This is a genomic window from Allobosea sp. NPDC055353 (assembly GCF_053644975.1).
Genome location: NZ_JBSHMC010000001.1, coordinates 1,299,583 through 1,315,138 on the forward strand (window position 1 = coordinate 1,299,583; position 15,556 = coordinate 1,315,138).

At 63.5% G+C, this 15,556-nt stretch carries 20 protein-coding genes and 1 pseudogene; 8 read left to right on the top strand and 13 right to left on the bottom strand.

What is annotated here, in order from left to right:
• Window positions 1-366 precede the first annotated feature (366 nt).
• Both ACWIEX_RS05960 and ACWIEX_RS05965 read right to left on the bottom strand, forming a co-directional pair.
• A complete protein-coding gene (locus ACWIEX_RS05960) occupies window positions 367-1,644 on the bottom strand; it encodes an AAA family ATPase (protein ID WP_454032173.1) in 1,278 nt (425 codons plus the stop codon).
• A 56-nt stretch (window positions 1,645-1,700) separates the two neighbouring features.
• Window positions 1,701-1,964, bottom strand: a complete 264-nt coding sequence (locus tag ACWIEX_RS05965) for a hypothetical protein (RefSeq protein ID WP_454032174.1) — start codon at window positions 1,962-1,964, stop codon at window positions 1,701-1,703.
• Between the two features lie 180 nt (window positions 1,965-2,144).
• Between ACWIEX_RS05965 and ACWIEX_RS05970 the strand changes: the two genes are divergently transcribed.
• The 6 genes from ACWIEX_RS05970 to ACWIEX_RS05995 all read left to right on the top strand — a co-directional run bounded on the left by ACWIEX_RS05970 (window position 2,145) and on the right by ACWIEX_RS05995 (window position 6,154).
• Window positions 2,145-2,468: a hypothetical protein gene (locus tag ACWIEX_RS05970; protein WP_454032175.1), complete on the top strand. Its 324-nt coding sequence runs from the start codon at window positions 2,145-2,147 to the stop codon at window positions 2,466-2,468.
• Window positions 2,469-2,718: 250 nt separating this feature from the next.
• The gene (locus tag ACWIEX_RS05975; RefSeq protein ID WP_454032176.1) at window positions 2,719-3,753 is read left to right on the top strand and encodes a bifunctional DNA primase/polymerase; all 1,035 of its coding nucleotides are present in this window, start codon (window positions 2,719-2,721) and stop codon (window positions 3,751-3,753) included.
• A 279-nt stretch (window positions 3,754-4,032) separates the two neighbouring features.
• Window positions 4,033-4,650 carry a hypothetical protein gene (locus tag ACWIEX_RS05980; RefSeq protein WP_454032177.1) on the top strand — a complete coding sequence of 206 codons (618 nt, stop codon included), beginning with the start codon at window positions 4,033-4,035 and terminating at the stop codon, window positions 4,648-4,650.
• Window positions 4,647-4,964 carry a hypothetical protein gene (locus ACWIEX_RS05985; protein WP_454032178.1) on the top strand — a complete coding sequence of 106 codons (318 nt, stop codon included), beginning with the start codon at window positions 4,647-4,649 and terminating at the stop codon, window positions 4,962-4,964. The genes ACWIEX_RS05980 and ACWIEX_RS05985 overlap by 4 nt, the downstream gene beginning before the upstream one ends.
• The gene (locus tag ACWIEX_RS05990) at window positions 4,925-5,410 is read left to right on the top strand and encodes a hypothetical protein (protein WP_454032179.1); all 486 of its coding nucleotides are present in this window, start codon (window positions 4,925-4,927) and stop codon (window positions 5,408-5,410) included. The genes ACWIEX_RS05985 and ACWIEX_RS05990 overlap by 40 nt, the downstream gene beginning before the upstream one ends.
• Before the next feature lie 42 nt (window positions 5,411-5,452).
• The gene (locus ACWIEX_RS05995; RefSeq protein WP_454032180.1) at window positions 5,453-6,154 is read left to right on the top strand and encodes a DUF3102 domain-containing protein; all 702 of its coding nucleotides are present in this window, start codon (window positions 5,453-5,455) and stop codon (window positions 6,152-6,154) included.
• A gap of 317 nt (window positions 6,155-6,471) precedes the next feature.
• Here the strand turns inward: ACWIEX_RS05995 and ACWIEX_RS06000 are convergent, their stop codons facing one another.
• The 9 genes from ACWIEX_RS06000 to ACWIEX_RS06040 all read right to left on the bottom strand — a co-directional run bounded on the left by ACWIEX_RS06000 (window position 6,472) and on the right by ACWIEX_RS06040 (window position 12,708).
• Window positions 6,472-6,846: a hypothetical protein gene (locus ACWIEX_RS06000; protein ID WP_454032181.1), complete on the bottom strand. Its 375-nt coding sequence runs from the start codon at window positions 6,844-6,846 to the stop codon at window positions 6,472-6,474.
• Window positions 6,843-7,340 carry a hypothetical protein gene (locus tag ACWIEX_RS06005; RefSeq protein WP_454032182.1) on the bottom strand — a complete coding sequence of 166 codons (498 nt, stop codon included), beginning with the start codon at window positions 7,338-7,340 and terminating at the stop codon, window positions 6,843-6,845. The genes ACWIEX_RS06000 and ACWIEX_RS06005 overlap by 4 nt, the downstream gene beginning before the upstream one ends.
• Window positions 7,337-8,077, bottom strand: a complete 741-nt coding sequence (locus ACWIEX_RS06010) for a hypothetical protein (RefSeq protein ID WP_454032183.1) — start codon at window positions 8,075-8,077, stop codon at window positions 7,337-7,339. The genes ACWIEX_RS06005 and ACWIEX_RS06010 overlap by 4 nt, the downstream gene beginning before the upstream one ends.
• Window positions 8,078-8,143: 66 nt before the next feature.
• Window positions 8,144-10,687 (bottom strand): hypothetical protein, encoded by a 2,544-nt coding sequence (locus tag ACWIEX_RS06015; RefSeq protein ID WP_454032184.1) that lies wholly within the window; start codon window positions 10,685-10,687, stop codon window positions 8,144-8,146.
• 5 nt (window positions 10,688-10,692) lie between these two features.
• Window positions 10,693-10,905: a hypothetical protein gene (locus tag ACWIEX_RS06020; RefSeq protein WP_454032185.1), complete on the bottom strand. Its 213-nt coding sequence runs from the start codon at window positions 10,903-10,905 to the stop codon at window positions 10,693-10,695.
• Between the two features lie 36 nt (window positions 10,906-10,941).
• On the bottom strand, window positions 10,942-11,433 hold the full coding sequence (locus tag ACWIEX_RS06025) for a hypothetical protein (protein ID WP_454032186.1): 492 nt from the start codon (window positions 11,431-11,433) through the stop codon (window positions 10,942-10,944).
• The gene (locus tag ACWIEX_RS06030; RefSeq protein ID WP_454032187.1) at window positions 11,430-11,948 is read right to left on the bottom strand and encodes an HK97 family phage prohead protease; all 519 of its coding nucleotides are present in this window, start codon (window positions 11,946-11,948) and stop codon (window positions 11,430-11,432) included. Before ACWIEX_RS06030 ends, ACWIEX_RS06025 begins: the two co-directional genes overlap by 4 nt.
• Entirely contained in the window at window positions 11,948-12,148 is a 201-nt protein-coding gene (locus ACWIEX_RS06035) for a hypothetical protein (RefSeq protein WP_454032188.1), read from the bottom strand. The genes ACWIEX_RS06030 and ACWIEX_RS06035 overlap by 1 nt, the downstream gene beginning before the upstream one ends.
• Window positions 12,149-12,321: 173 nt before the next feature.
• Window positions 12,322-12,708: a helix-turn-helix transcriptional regulator gene (locus ACWIEX_RS06040; RefSeq protein WP_454032189.1), complete on the bottom strand. Its 387-nt coding sequence runs from the start codon at window positions 12,706-12,708 to the stop codon at window positions 12,322-12,324.
• A 99-nt stretch (window positions 12,709-12,807) separates the two neighbouring features.
• Here ACWIEX_RS06040 and ACWIEX_RS06045 point away from each other — a divergent pair.
• Window positions 12,808-13,167: pseudogene (locus ACWIEX_RS06045) on the top strand (phage major capsid protein); the annotation flags it as partial.
• Window positions 13,168-13,187: 20 nt separating this feature from the next.
• On the opposite strand, the gene ACWIEX_RS06050 reads toward ACWIEX_RS06045, so the two are convergent.
• Window positions 13,188-14,030, bottom strand: coding sequence for a S1 family peptidase (locus ACWIEX_RS06050; protein ID WP_454032190.1), 843 nt, complete (start codon window positions 14,028-14,030; stop codon window positions 13,188-13,190).
• Between the two features lie 63 nt (window positions 14,031-14,093).
• The gene (locus ACWIEX_RS06055; RefSeq protein WP_454032191.1) at window positions 14,094-14,873 is read right to left on the bottom strand and encodes a S1 family peptidase; all 780 of its coding nucleotides are present in this window, start codon (window positions 14,871-14,873) and stop codon (window positions 14,094-14,096) included.
• Between the two features lie 112 nt (window positions 14,874-14,985).
• On the opposite strand from ACWIEX_RS06055, the gene ACWIEX_RS06060 reads away from it, so the two are divergent.
• Window positions 14,986-15,555, top strand: a complete 570-nt coding sequence (locus ACWIEX_RS06060) for a head-tail connector protein (protein WP_454032192.1) — start codon at window positions 14,986-14,988, stop codon at window positions 15,553-15,555.
• Window position 15,556: the final 1 nt, after the last annotated feature.

Sequence of the window (15,556 nt, forward strand, 5' to 3'; positions counted from 1 at the left end):
CTGGGGCGATCCGGGGCCAGGGGAATTTTTCGCCGCCTTCAGAATGTTCCCCACCATCCGGGGAGGGGAAGGGAATGGGAAAACCCACCCCCTACAGGGGTGGGGTTTTTTCCCCTAATTCCCCTTCCCCTATTCCCCCGTCTGGGCCTGGCGCAGGAGAACTTTTTCGAGGGGAATTTTCAGGGGAATTTTTTGCAAATTCCCCTTCAGCCGGCTTAGTGCTCCTGAAGTTTCTCTCGCCTGACGATCCTGCCCTTTTCATCTAAAGTGACGAAATGAAGCCCTGCGTCAAAATCGCTGGGTTCGATCTTTTTGACGAATTCTTTGGTTGCCGCAGCGCGTGCTTTTTCGGCCTCCTTTCTTCGCTTAGACTCGCCCACTTAACGCCCCCGTTTGGTTCATGATGCAGTACTTAATGGGACCCTTTTCGCCTTTTGCCCCGAGGTAGAACATCAGCTTATCGAGCGCTTCTTTCCTTGCTGCGCCGAACATTTTCTTAGCCAAGTCCGCCGCTTGGTCAGGCGTGGCTCCCTCTTTATCGGGACGCAGGCGGCGAAATGCTGCAAATAGGTCGGCATGCGAAACGACCTCAGCATCGACCTTGCCGTTGGCGCGGCAGTCGCGGATTGCGGCCTCGATCAGGGCGAGTCGCTTCTCCTGCGTGCTTTCCTTAGACGCTCCTTCCTTGACCCCTTTTGCGGCGGCGGCCCGCTTCCGCTCGCGCTGTGGGGATGGCGCCTCGCCCGTCCTGGGCTCATGGCCTAGATCGATGACGCAAGTCGTGCGCATCTTGCCGTTTTCTTCGCCGATCTCGACCACTCTTGGCGTGAACGAGACGAAGAAACCGTCTTCGCCGCCCCGGTTCTTCGAGACATAAAGCTCGCCGGTCTTCTTTCCGGTTTCCGCATCTTGCTCGACCGTCGACAAGAAAACCTGCTCTGCCGAGCCGCGCTTGACGCCACCGCCGCGCATGTCGCCGGGATTGGATTTCGCCGTATGATCGATAAGCAAAACAAGGACGTTGAGGCGCCGTGCGGTCCTTGCAAGCTTCTTCAGGATCGCTTGCACTTCAGCGTTGTCGTTTTCGTTTTTGAATGCTGCGCTTTCCGACAGGGTATCGATGACGATAACGCGGAGCGGCTCATATCCCTCGTCTTGGGCCTGCTTCGACAGGGCCGTGAACTGATGCTCAAGCCAGCCCTCTGCGAGATCGTTGGTCAGCGGCTCGAATTCATCGACCCACAGGATCGGAAGCATTTTCCCTGCGAGGACTTTCTTGCGCGGCTCGGTCAATCGATCAGAAGCAAGCTCATCTGCGCGGGCTGCCCTGAGGCGACGCCGCAGATGCCCCGATCCCTCGGCAGCGATCCACCCGACCGTCCCGGTCTTCATGATCTTTGCGCCCATGAACGGAATTCCAAGCATCACCGACATTGCGAATTTCAGCGCAAGAAAGGTCTTGAACGTTCCCGGTCCGCCCGCGAAAAAGCAAATCCCGATAGCTGAGATGATGTCATCGACGAGCCAGTCGATATCGGGCGGTGGGTTGCGCTCGGTATAGATAGGATATGTCTTGAATACCGGAGCCGGTGGTGCATCAGCGGCAGCAGCAGCTTGCCCAAGTGCAACTAAGTCTTCGCCCATGATCCAGGCCTTTAGGTATGCTGTTGATCTTCAGGCGCCAGTTCCTTTGCGTCGCTTCACTGCCCATCGCCTTTGATCTGATCGCGCGGCAACACCAGAACGAGCTTCGGCTCCGTGATATCGGCATAGGTGACGTTCTGCGGCTTGAACTCCGGCAGCGGGATCGGGGCTCGGCGCGACGCGAGCCACTCGGCGGTCGCCTGTGAAAGAATAGCGGACTGTGACAGTCCAAATTCCTTGGCCGCTGCCTTGATGTCCTCACGCATTTTGATCGACACTGCGTAAGTTGTCGGAACCTTGAGGTGATCGTGATCGGTCATTATAGTCTCCGCGTCAGTTTTGCTTAAATTTTCTTGTTGCATTCCTTATTATGCCAAGCTATATCCTAGGATGATATTCGGGGCAAGGCTCGATCCGGGCGCAGATGCTTGATTTATTTTTAGAATTACTTGCGGCGCGCCAACATAGGCGATCTGTGAGTGGCAAGAAAGGGCAGTGACGTGAGCAGAACCAAGTTGATTGCGATGGGGGCCGTGATGACGGCTGGGATGATCGCCACGGGAGCGCAGGCTGCCGCCGATCACGTTAAGGCGCAGGTCGCCAAGCATCGGGCGGCGGGCCATATCGGGGAATGCAAGGAGTCGTTCAACCTGATCGCGTGTGTCGGTAGCGGGGGCGAGGTGCGCGTCTATATGGACGCTAAGGCGCAGCTTGCCGGCGATGCTGCTATGAAGGCGCGGCAGGCCGCGCGGTCATGCCTGATCGTTCTTCCGCAGAACGAGGGCCGCCACATCATTGTCGATGACGTTCTCCGCTGCCTCTGAAGGGGGGGGCAGGGCCAAGCGCGCCTTTTGCATGAGATGCCGGCGCCGAAGGGCATTGCGACCTAGGCGAGCGCCGAAGGGCCGATCAGGAGCCCGGCTCAAATCCTGACCCGTCGAAGCCCCGGACCTAGCAGCTATCAGCACGCGAAAGTCCGGGGTGACGGCCCCTCCAACAAGCGGGCCCGCCAATGCCAAACGACATCCTCTTCTTCGCCTGCATCGCCATCCTCCTTTCGATGATCTAACCCCCATGGCTCCCGCTGACGACCTTCATGCCCTAGCCGCCGCAGCCGCAGCCGATGGCGAAGCGGCCTGGGCGCGCATGCAGCGAAACAAGCGCGTCGCCTACGGCTGGCAGTCGCTCGGTCACCGCGTGTTCCTATGTAAGGTCGAGCCGAAGCCGGACGGCAAAGGATGGCTGAAGACGCCGCTGCATAAGTGGATGCAGGAGCCGGCACCGATTGATCCTGAATGGCTCTCAGATCGGTTCCGCTGGCAACCTAACGCGCTACCAGCCGCGCCGGTCCATGACCGCGTCATCATCGATTGTGACCGGCACAAGGACGACGAAGACGGCGTTGCGAACTTTTGGGAACTGACCAAAGACGAGCCGAACCGCGATCAGTGGGTCGCGACGCACACGGCCGGCAACGGCATCCATTTCCATTTCGCCCACCATCCCGAAATCTTCGGCCTGTCGACCAAGGGGCTGCCGCCCGGCATCGACATCATTGCAGGCGGCGCGGGCTATGCGATCTTGCCTGGCGCCGTTCGCGCCGATGGGAAGGCGTGGGGCGTCCTGCGCGGCGACCCGACTCGGGCTGATCGGTTGCCGCCTGTCCCCGACTCCGTTCTTGCGGCGATCAGAGCGGTGCGCGAAGCCGAGAAGGGAGCCAAGAGGGGGCAGGGCTTCGTGGCCGGCCGGCAAGCGACGACTGCTGAGAAGAACTCGTTCAAGACGGCGTTGAAGCGCGCTTGCGCGGAAATCGCTGCTATTCCGAATGTGACAGGGCAGGGTCGCAACGCCGGGATCAACAGCCGTGCGTATGCCATTTTCCGAATGGTCGCGGGCGGCTGGGGCGATCTTCAGGAGGCGCAGTATGCGCTTTACGAGGCTGCGCTCGCGTGCGGGTCGGACGCCGAGCGCGCCCGAAATACCCTAGGCAGCGGTTGGGAAGCCGCCTGGAAAAACCCGCGCGGCCCGCTCCGCGCGCCGGAAGAGATCGCGGAAGCCTATGAGTTTCAGGAAATGCTCGCCCGGATGCGAGCCGAGGCGGTCAGGTGAGATAACACGAGAACAAACAGTGAATATCCTGCCTGACCGAACGTCGCTTTCCAACTAGTCAACCAGAACAAACAGAGACAAATTTATGCGAATTCGGACTCTAATAATCATAGTCGCCCTAGCCGCCCCCATCCCGGCCGGAGCCGCCCCGATCAGCAAGGAGCAAAAGCTCCTCAATGTCATGCTGAACAAGCGTCATCCGGACGGAAAAGGCGTTTCAAGCACCAGCAGGGCGCGGGGCTACTACAAAGGCCTCAACGGCCAGTGGCGGGCGCGCTGATGACCTACCCGATCATCCTTCCCCCGGCCGCGTGGCCCGCCGAGAGCGAAATCCTCAGCTTCGTTGCTAAGCGCGGCGAAGTCGTGATCTTGCAATATAAAGACAGGGCATCCGGAGAGTGGCTCCGGATGCATTTTAATTATTACGACATCTTGAAATCGCAGATGCCTTATGCTATCGGCAACTTCGCGGATCATGTCATTTGCTTGATCTTCCAAGCAAGTCCGCTGAAATTCGTTCTGCTCAAGTGGACGGCGGATGGGCCGCAGGTAGCGCAGCCTTACCAGTTCAGCCGGGACGATATCGAGCAGATGGCTATCCGCGAACTGTGGAAGGCGAAAAAGGATCATTCGACCAGCACTCTAGCGAAGCGCGCCTGGAAGGAGGCGTCGCTAGAACTGCGGGCTTCGATGGATAAAGAAGAGTTCATGTATCGCTTCGGCGGCGTCATGAAAAGCTTTCGCGATCCGAAGAACCCTTATCGTCCGTTGTTTCTGAACTGGTGGATCGACCATCGCGGGCCGCCGGATAATCTGCGGGAAACTTATATCTACGAACTGCCGAAAGCGATGACAGTAAAAGAATATAACGACTTCATGAAGGAGCGCTGCAATTGATCGACATCGATCCAATCGACCCGTCCGACCGAATTCCCCTGCCAAGCAACAATGTCACTGTGGATGATGTCCTTGTCGATTTTTTCCACATGGAGCTTTCCGATGCCGAAGGCCGCTCGCTCGACCTCGGCATGGTTCCATATCCGGCCGGCATGAGTCGTCTGCAAGCGACCATCTGGGTCGGCGAAGTCTACTTTCCGCAGGTCATCGAGCCGCGCTGCCGTCATATCAACAACGTGCTCGGCGATGCGCCGCCTGATGCTGAAGCCATCGCATGGGCGAAAACGCTGTTGCAGCCGTGGGGGCCTCGGTGAACCCCCACGACTTAACCGGCCGCAAGTTCGGCCCGCTCGAAGTTCTTGAGCGCGCCCCGACCAGCGGAAAGAATGTGATGTGGCGCTGCCGCTGCGACTGCGGCGCCATCTATGAGAAGCGACATGCCCATGTCGTGAATATTGTGCGGGAGGTCTGCAATTGTCTCCCGCCGAAGCCGGCCGCAGCGTCCGCCCCGGCGTCGGCCCGCTCTTTCCGATGGTATCGCGATGGCGAGGCGTGGATCGCCCAGGGCGAGCGCTACTATGCCCGCTGCTGGTTCAGCCATCGCGCGGCCATGGCGCGGACTACTTTCGGCAACCCCCAGAGCCACGTCGAGATCGTCTGTCCGTTTCGAGACGCATCCGACGCAGCCATGGAAAAGGCGTCACAGCGCGCCCGCGCCCTCATGGGCGGCTGCATCCTCACTCTAGGGCTTCTGCGATAGCCCGCTTGACTGCGATCCATGCCGTCGCGTCAATGCGGCGTCATGGAAGATGATGAAGACGAAGACTTTCTGAGACGACGCGGCGATTTGCTAAAGGTGCAGAACGCGCCGCCCGGCCATTATGCACCCGACCCGGAAGGCGTCATTCCCGATGCGGTCGCGGAGTTCTACCGGGCTGAGGGCCTGAATGCCGGGATGATCGAAGACCTCGAGTCGCTTCGCATCGACCTGAATAGCTTCATGCGCAAAGAGCGGGCTGTGCGCCTTGAGTTCGGATATCGGTTGAAGTCCGTGAAAGCCGGGCTGGAGCATGGGCAGTTCACTGACTGGCTCGCTCGCGCATTCCCGCTTCATCACCGCACCGCCAACAACTGGATGAAGGAAGCGGAAAGGCACCAGCATAGCAGATTAGAACTAAGTTCGAATTCCGCGTATAAGTTGCATTTCGGAGATGTTGCAACCAAGCTCGAAACGAAGAAGCAAACTCGGCACAAGAAAATCCTAGCTGAGCAGGCGCAGGCCGGAAAACTGCTCGTGCTCTTGAGCGAACGGCTCAACGAAGCCGAAATGAACTATTTCTTCGGCCTGATAGAGCAGACCTCGATTAAGCAAATCCTCACTGCGCGGCCCCACATAGACCGGCTTGCGGATATCCCGCAGGTAGGGCCGATCCCCGAATATCTGCGCCGGCCGCAGGCGGCCGAGGATGATCCTGCCGCCGCCATCCCCTTGGCGCCCGGCTGAAGGGCGCCAGCCGGCCGCCTCTGCCCGGCCTCCTGAAGCCCTGCGGCTATGGGGGACCTCGCCACCGGGGCTAGGGCGCGGCCTGGGCAGAAAATCCCGCGATTTCAACGAGTTGCTCTTCAAGATGACACATGCCAACGCGTGTGACATGAAGAAGAAAATCGACATCCTGCGTGAGTTCATGGCGGCTGAAGCGTGGCATCAGGCCTTGCGATTGGCGGCCTCTTGGCCGGACGCGCGACCTGCTACGCGGAAGGCTTGGGAGGCAGCGGCGCGACCTGAATTTCAGCGCCAGCTCGGCCGCGACCCCGACGCACTCATCGAAGCCGGGAAAGCGGAGCTGATGACCCGCTTTGGGCAGACGGCAGGTCCGGCATAACGGTGCCGATAGGCTTCGCTTTCTGCGACGCCTGCCCCGGCAAGAACAGGTCAAACGGGCTGCGGTCCTGCTGGCCCCGCTGCCGAACTGACTTCCGCAGCGCGGCGTTGGCGTCAGCGCGATCCTGCCCGGCTTCCAGCGCGCGAAGCCGATCCTGCGCTTGATCGCGACGCAGCCCGGCGAAGTACCGCGCCATGGGATGCGACCCTTTCCAGCGGATCGCCTTGGTGCACGCCTTTATGAGCGTCTTCTCGGCCGCGATCTCCGGCGCTAGGTCGGGCTTGCGGAAACGCTGAAAGAACCGAAACATCATCGACCGAACCTCCGTCTGAACGCTTCCTTGTCCCGTCGCCGGGCTTCGAGCGCGGGGTTGTGGATGACTTTCGCGGCCGGTGGCGCATCCTGCACCGGCAGCCGCGCCTCCATCAGGCTTTCAGGCGGGGCAGGGGCGTCCGCGAGCGCGATCCGATATACGACATGCGGCGGAACGAACGCTGGGGACTTTGCGCCCGCCGCTGCGGCTTCGGCGCATGCGGCCAGATGGGCGGCCCAGGCTTCTGTGTGCGCCGCGCTGTCGAGCTTCGGCGCCCATCCTGCCGGGTTGCTATCGGCGAGGAACTTTTCCGATGGAATGACGACGATCCTGAAACCTCCCCCCATGGCCCCCAGATCGGCAGCGAGCAGTCCGTCAGCGCCGCACTCCGCTACACTGAAGGCGATAGGCGGCCCGACCTTGGCCGCAGCGCGCGCCTCGATCCGGGCGACCTTCACCTTGATAGCGTGCATCGCTTGCGGGGTGATCGTCATCCTTGCACCGTCTGCGATCCGTCGAGCAGGGCCTCGACTTTCTTCAGGCGATCCAGCAGCTCGCGCGCTTCCGCTCCCTTGGCGCGGCCGTCGATGAGCGCGGCATATGCGCGGACATCGTCGGCGCTCAACTCGCCGGTTGCTGCGAGCCGGGTCAGCTCTTGATATGCCTCCGCAGGCGGCAGGGTGGCGAGATCAACGTCAATCGGCGTCAGCGCCGCAGCCTTGCCTTCCAGGCGGTCGAGCAGATGTACGGCGGCGGAGGCCCGCGTCGCGCCGAGCTGAAGCGGGTCGGCCGCGATAACGACGAGCTGGGCGAGCGCCATCGGCGTCAGCTTCCGCGCAAGCTTGCGAAGCTGGGCCTTCGACGTCAGCTCGCGCTTCTGCATGTTGATGAGATCGGTTCCGACCGGCGCGTCGTTGGGCGCCGTATGGGCGGCGACGGCAGCCGCGAGCACTTCCGGCAAGGCAGCATCCGCCGCCTCCTTGGCGGCCCGGATCAGCTCGCGGAAGTGCGGATCGGCAATGTCCCCGACCTTCGGATGCTGGGACGAGGTGATCTTGTCGTCAGGCGTCTTTCCAATGCTCTTCGCCGCCTGCGCCGCATCGTGCGCCGCTCGGTTCAGCGCCGTCTCGCGAAGCTGCTCGACCGATTTGACCTTCTGGCCCTTGTAGAACCAGCCCGGCGCTTCCGGGTGCGGCGCCCAGCCGGGCGGGATTTCGAAGTCAAGCGTCATGACATGTGCCTATTTCAACTTATCTCCGCGACGGGGGCCATGGGAGCACCATCGCCACCGGGGTTGTCACTCGCGGGTTTGGTTGGTTCCGACGTTGGGCTGATTGGCGATGGTGGCGGTGACCTGAAGGTTACTGACCCGCTCGGCGATGGCGTTGGCGATGATCGCGCCGAGCGTGCCGCCTCGGCTGACAAGTGCATCGCCTGCCGTTGATCCAAGCTGCGTGCCGCCTTCCGCGAGTCCTGCCGCGATGTTCGCCCGGGCCGCCGAACTGCCTTCCTCGAAAGCCGCCCGCGTCTGCGCCTGAAGCTGTTTCTGTCCTTCCTCGAACTTGGCAATGCGCTCGTTCAGCGACATGACCTCGGTCTGCGCCTGCCCAAGCTCGCCTTTCTTGCGCTCGGCGTTGGGATCGAACAGCCCTGTCTCCTTGCTGCGAGCTTCGGCCTTGGCGATCTCCTGTTGAAGCCTTGCGATGTCGCTGACCTTCGCCGCGCGCTCCGCCACAAGCCCGGCCAGTTCCTTTTCGGCTGCGATGCGCGCAGTGTCGAACGCGCCGGGGACAGCGCCTTCCTCGCGCCGGCCGGCTTCAGATGCGGCGGACTGCGATTTCCGCTCCCCGGTGATAAGGTCGCGGATTGATTGGTAGGTAAGTACCGTCTGCTCGTAGAGGCCGGTGATGCCGCCCTTTTCCATGGCCTCGCGGCGGAGCTTCGACTCCTCGGTTTCCTTCGGCTTGGCGACGCCGACCTTTTCGGCGATTGCATCGACAATTCTGTCGGCGACCGGGCGCACGTTCTTGTTCGCTGCGTCTTCGAGTTCGCTGGTCAGGTACGCGGCAAGACCGAGGCCGAGTCCCGCCCGGATGCGCGCCAGGAAGCCGCCCGCTGCGCCGGCTGCACCCGCCGCTCCTGCCCCGGCCCCGCCCGGCAGGCTGCCCGCCGCGCCAAGGCGCTGTGCAGCCAGCGTCAAGGCCCCTGCGCTGCCCGTCAGCGCCGTCGCTGATGTATTTAGCGGGGTGAACAAATCAGCGAGCGCGGGGCCGGCGACGGCGCCGAGCGCCAAGGCCCCGCCCGCTGCGGCCTGCACGCCGGCCGGCGCCGCGATCCCGCCCGGCAGCTTGCCTTGCGACAGGCTGGTGAAGAAGTCGCCGGGCAAACCGATGAGCTTATTGATGTAGTCCATATATCGCTTGGTGGCTTGCCCCACCGCGTCCTGATAAGACGCTTTCCCTTCGGCAATCTGTGCCGCAACGGTCGGATTGAGCAGCTTTCGCGCGTCGGTGCTTTCGAATTTCTCAAGCTCGCGCTGGTACTGCTCGCTCGCCTGCGTGATGCGGGCCGCTGCCTTCGCGCCGGAAGTGCTTAGGCCGACGACATTATCAAAGTAGTCCTGTAGCGCGATGGTATCGTCCAAGTCGACGCCTGCCGCTTTGGCGAGTGGCTTCAGCCGCTCCACCACCAGATTGACGGGGTCTTCCAGATCTTTTTTCGACAGCGTCGTCCGGCCTTCCTTGTCGCGAAGACCTGCTTTGGTCTGAAGCTCTTTATCAGCCGCTTTCAGGCTGCCCCGGATAAGGTCTTGCCCAAGCTGGCGCATTTCGGCGGTCGACTGCTTACCACCTTCGTCACGGATAAGAGCGAGCCGTGCGATGCCTTTCGGCGATAGGCTCGCAGCGAATGCCGAGCCGTACTGCTGAAGCGTGCGCTTGACGTCATCGCCGCGAACGTCGCCGCCGCTTGCGATGGCGGCATTGAGGATCGCGTCGGTGAAGTTTTTCTGCTTTTCCGGGTCTGCGCCTGCGTTAGTCAAATTGACGGCTTTCTCGACCTGCCGCGCATCTTCCGCGCCGCCCTTGAAAACGTCGCGGGCCGAGCCGAGGATTTGTGCAGTCTCCGCCGCCCGCAATGTCAGCGCCTTCAGTCGCTCGTTGTATTGCTGCTGGGTGACTTCGCCTCTCTTAAGCTGAATGCCGAGCGCTGCCGCCTGTTCGGTTGATGCGGACATGATCTCGGCCGCGCTGACGCCTTTGGTCTTGCCGGCAGCTTCGAGCGATGCCTCTTCGAGCGCATTGACGTTGACGCCGGATGCATCCGCAACCCTGCGCGCCCTGTCGATGTCGATCACGCCGGCACCGGCAGTGCCGAGCGCCCGCCGCATGACAGTAGCCAACTCGACGCCTGCAACGGCGACGAACGAGCGCGCGATGATCCGGCCCGCCGCCTGCCAGTTGTTGTCCTGATTACGCCAGGCGAACATGTTGTTGGGTGTGCGCCCACCGCCACCCGATCCGCCTGCGGGTGCCATGGGGTTGGGCCGGCTGCCGGGCATTCCCCCCATGGCGGCCCGTAGCGCGTTGGCCTGCCGTAGCGCCCGCTGAATTTGTGACGAGTCGACCCGAACGACATACTGTTGCCCCGATGCCCGAACGAGCGCCTGCAACTGCTGCGCCGCGTTCTGCGCCCCGGTGGTCCGGACCCGGATGTTGACGTTTTTCCGGTCGAGCTTGTTGGCCGTCGCGAACAGTCGCTTGAGCGCCGCATTCGCCTTGTCGGCCGGTCGGCTCGTCTGATCGATCAGCTTCAGAATGGCCTGTTCGGTGAAGCTCGCCATGACGCTCAGCCCTGCGCCAGGATGCGAGTGCGATTGTCGGCGAGGTACTGCCGTGCGCCCTCGCGATTGATGAGGCGGCCGGCATACGAAAAGAACAGATGCTCGATGATCTGTTCGTCGGACGTGCCGCGCTTCAGAAGCTCTTTGATATAAGCGTCCATCTGGATTTCCTTCAATTTGGTCGGCCGGTCGAGGAAGGTGAAGGAGGCACCAGCCACGACCGGCCGCGTCGCCGACCTGCCGGCAGCGACGAACTAGGCGGCGATGAAGCTGCGAAGTTCCTCCGCGCTCATCGCGTTGATCTTCGACTTCGCCTTGCCGCGAAGGGCGAGGAGGTCGGTGAGCGCCGGGCCGCCGTCGCCGACTTGCTGCGTAGCGCCCTGCGGAAGCGCGGCGCCGCCGTTTCCGAGATAGATGCGGAACTTCGCAAGCGTGGCGGCGTCGAGATCGATCGTCCCGTCGAGGAAGTTGCGGTAATCGCTGACGCTGATGCCGCATTTCGCAGCAACCTCGACATAGAATGCGGATCGGCGGTCGTCGCGCATCGCGGCGCGCATCGCAGTGATCTCGTGCCAGCTTTCGAGCTTTTCGAGCACGGCGGCGTCGAGCGGGCGGCCGGCTCGGGCGAAACGGTTCAGGGCCTCGGCGGTGGTATCGAGCTTGTCAGCCAGATCGAGGAACTCGCTGAAGGAGGTCGCTTCGAGGCTGACGAGGTAGGTGCGAAGGCGGTCGAAGGGGCGGGTCACAGCGCGGGCTCCTGCTCGGGATATCGGATGGGTGGAAGGTTCAGCGGTCGGGGCTTCGGCCAGGCGGCCATCTCGGCCCAAATGTCGTCCATTTCCGTGCCCCAGCCGGAAGGTCTGATCGACTGGGGGAAAATCATCACGCATCGATCGTTGGCCGGACGCAGGCCGATGCTGATTTCGCGCAGGTCGAAGGCTTCAATGAACTTTGTCTCGTTCCGCACATACCCGGAAGCAAAGCCGCCGACGCTGAAACCATGCTTCCGGGTTCGCTCGATGAATTCGATACGCGCGGCCATGTCGGGAAGCGCGGGATCAAGCTCAGCCTCGATCCACAGCCCGCCGTTGCGGCTTTCGAGCTTCAGAATTCGGCCTGCCGGGCGGCTTTCGTCGTGCTCGACCAGCAGCGCAATTTCCGAGGGCAGGCGTCGCGAAAGGGACAGGTCGAACGCGCCGGGCAACATGACGTTGCCCTTATCGTCCTTGTCCGATGTCGAGGCCCATCCCTTGACGATCATCAGTAATCATCCAGCACGTCTTGAACATCGTCGATGAATTCGTCGGCCTGCTTGCGCGTCGCGCCGCACGAAATCAGGTTGTCGTGAAGGTTTGGAAGCCGCTCGCGAACGTCATCACCGTGCTTGAGCATGCCGCACGAAAGCTGAAGAAAGTCGAGTTGAAGCGCGACTTTTCGCACTGCTTTGATAGAAAGGCCCATGATGCTGCCCTGATGTAGATATGAATGGCGCCGTCAGGGGCGTCGCAGCGCGCTTTTACGCCATCAGGGGCGGGTCTAGGGAGCGCTTATCGGCAAATTGGCGCGCGGGCGCGCGCCAAATCAAGGATAATCTGGCGGCCGGGCCAAGTTCGCAAGATTATTGCGCGACGAGACTATCGCTTTGCGTCGAAGTCGTCCCACGATTGCTTTTCACCATCCGCATAAATGCGGTTCATGACTGCGCTGATCGCAGCATGGTCTTCAGGCCCGATGCCGAGGTGCTTGCACTCGGCGACGCATCGATCCCAGTCGCTGACCGGCAACGGCGACAGAACGGGAGCCATGGGAGGGGCAGGGATCGCGGGCGCAGCATCCGGCGACATCGCGGCCGGGTCGCTCCCATGCCGATCAACTTCGCTGCGCCAATACCGCACAGCCTTGCCGCCTTTGCACCGCGCGATCTGTCCGGCTAACCTGCGCTTCCGCATGGTTTCGCGGCTGATATGGAGGCGGGCGCAGGCCTCGGCCTCGGTTAGCTGGGCATCATCAGGGTGCATCATGCGGCGACGTTAGCAGCACCGCACCGCGTTCCCAAATTAGGGATGAAATTTGGGGCGGATTTCGAAAGCCCCGACAGGATCGGCCTTTTCGCTGCCAATCGAGGCTTCCGCCAGAATGCTTCCTTCGTGATGAACCGCAAGGTTCAGGCGACGGTCCGCAAGTTCAAGGACGCCAACGGCAACTATCTCTGGCAGCCCCCGGCCTCGGCCGGCGCGCCGGCGACGCTGCTCGGCTTCCCGCTGGTCGAGGCGGAGGACATGCCGAACATCGCCACCAGCGCGGTCTCGATCGCTTTCGGCGATTTCCGGCGTGGCTATCTCGTCGTCGACCGGGCGGGGGTGCGCATCCTGCGCGATCCCTATTCGGCCAAGCCCTATGTCTTGTTCTACACGACCAAGCGCGTCGGTGGCGGCATCCAGGATTTCGCCGCGATCAAGGGGCTGAAATTCGCCGTCTGACCTGAAGAAAATCCTTCAGCTCAGCGCGAAAACCACCAGCTGAAGGCGGCGCGCGGCTCGGCCGCCTGCTCCGGCGGCGGCTCGCGGCCGAGCGAGCGCAGCCGTGCGCTGCCTTCGGCGATCCAGCCGCGGTAGTCGCTGACTGGCGTGATCGCGGTGAAGCCGCCGCAGATCCGCTTCGCCCGTGTCTTCAGCGGGCCGCTCGACCAGCTGACGATGCCGACGAGTTCGCGTGAGCGGGCTCCGCCCCGCAGCACCGGTCCGCCGGAATCGCCACGGCAGGCGCCGGCCCCCTCCGTCTCGCCGCGGGCTTCGGCGTCGACCGCGACCTTGACCGTGTTCTGCGTGGTGTAGTTGCCGGCGTTGACGAGCTGCGTCTCCCGCAGGCGACGGGCCGTGCGCTTGTTGTTCTCCGCCGACAGCCCGTAGCCGGCCATGGTGATGGTCTCGCCCTGCCAGAGGCCGCTGCCGAGCGTCAAAGGCTCGATATCTCCAGGCAGCGGTTGCGCCAGGCGCAGCAGGGCGAGGTCCGTGCCGGGCTGGGTGCGTGGCGTCGTTCCAGGCACGAAGCTCGGATGCGGCAGCACCGCGACGACCAACTGGCGGCGCGCCCGGAAGCGGGCATCGAGGCTGACGACGCTGATCGAGCCGCCGCCCATCAGGCAATGCGCCGCGGTGAGGACGATCTCGGGCGCGATCACCGCGCCCGAGCAGAGCTCGCCCCGGCTCGTCTCGACCCTCACGGTCGAGGCGCGGGCGCCGAGCGCATCGCGCGAAACGACGCCGCCGACCACGGCGAGTGCCGGATGAGCGGCACCGACGACAAGGAAACAGGCAAGGGCGAGCAGTGAGCGAGGGATCATGAAGCAAACCAATGGACCGGCCGATCAATCTAGGGAGTGGCGCGCCACAGTCCAGCCTTTCCGTCAGCGGTCACGAGTCCAGCGGGCAGCTTCGCCCCATTTCGACAGGGTCTTGTCGATCCAGCCGCGCTGCGGCGCGACCAGAACGCCCTGGCTGAGCAGGCCGCATTGGCGCCCGGCCGGCCCGGTCGACCAGCTCGTGACCGCGACGATTCCGCCTTCGCTGAAGATCGGCCCGCCCGAATCGCCCTGGCAGGCGCCGGCGCCCGGCCGCTTGCCGCCGCCGGCATTGTCGGCCGCCCAGAGCAGGATGCGGCCCGGTCCATAGGGCTCGACGGCGGTCAGCGCCGCAGAGCGATAGGTGCCGGTGCTACGGGCCTCGCCCTCGCGGGAGACGCCGTAGCCGGCCAGTGTGATGCTGCTGCCGGCGCGCGGCAGGGAGCCGTCGACGAGGCTGGCCGCGCTGAACCGGCCGGGCAGAGGCTCGGTCAGGCGGATCAGGGCAAGGTCGATCGTGCGGCGGCGGCTGCGGATCGCGCCCGCGTCGAATTCCGGATGCAGTGCGACCGATGCGGGCACGATGAGGACCGGTTCACCGGCCTCACGCCAATGGACGCGCAATTCCGCGCCGCCGGCCGCGCAATGGGCGGCGGTCAGGATGGCGCGCGCCGACAGGACGATGCCCGTGCAGACTCCGCCGCGGGCATTCAGCACCATCAGGGTCGAGCCGGCTGCCGGTCCGCCTTCCTGCCCGGCCACCACGGCCTGCGCGGTGCTGGGGCCGAGGCTGCTGGCCACGGCACAGGCGAGGCCGATGGCGGCGATCCGGTTGGCGATGTGCATCGGGGGCTCCTCTCCGAGAGAGCGCTGATAGCGCGCCCGGCGCCCCAGATGAACCCTCTCGGCTGCTTCTTTGCAGTCGTTCCATGAAATCGAACCGATGAAGGGAGCGCTCATGACGCCGCTTGCCCTGGGCCCGCCGGCGATGGAGCCGGTGACGCTCACTGAAGTCCGCCAGTTCCTGCGCCTGGATCAGACCGATGAGGACGCCCTGCTCGCGACCCTGATCACGGCCGCCCGGCTGATGATCGAGGCGGCGTCGGGCCGCTGCCTGGTCGAGCAGCCCTGGCGCATCGTGCTCGACCGCTGGCCGGCCGGCGGCGAGATACGCATGCCGCTCTCGCCACTGCTGCGGATCGAGGCCGCGCGCGTCTACGACGTCTTGGGTGCGGCGCAGACGGTGGCGACTGCGTCCCTGACCCTGGACGAGGCCGCCGACCCGCCGGTCATTCGCCTGACGGGAGAGGTGCCCGAGATCGGCCGCGCGCACGGCGCGATCGAGATCGACGTCGCTGCTGGCTACGGGGCGACTACCGCTGCCGTTCCCGCGCCGTTGCGGCAGGCGGTCCTGCGTCTCGCCGCCCGCTGGTTCGAGCAGCGTGGCGACGTTGCCGGGCGCGACGCGCAGGCGCTGCCGGCTGCCATCGCCGCGCTTGTCGCGCCGTTCCGCCGTGGGAGGCTGTGAT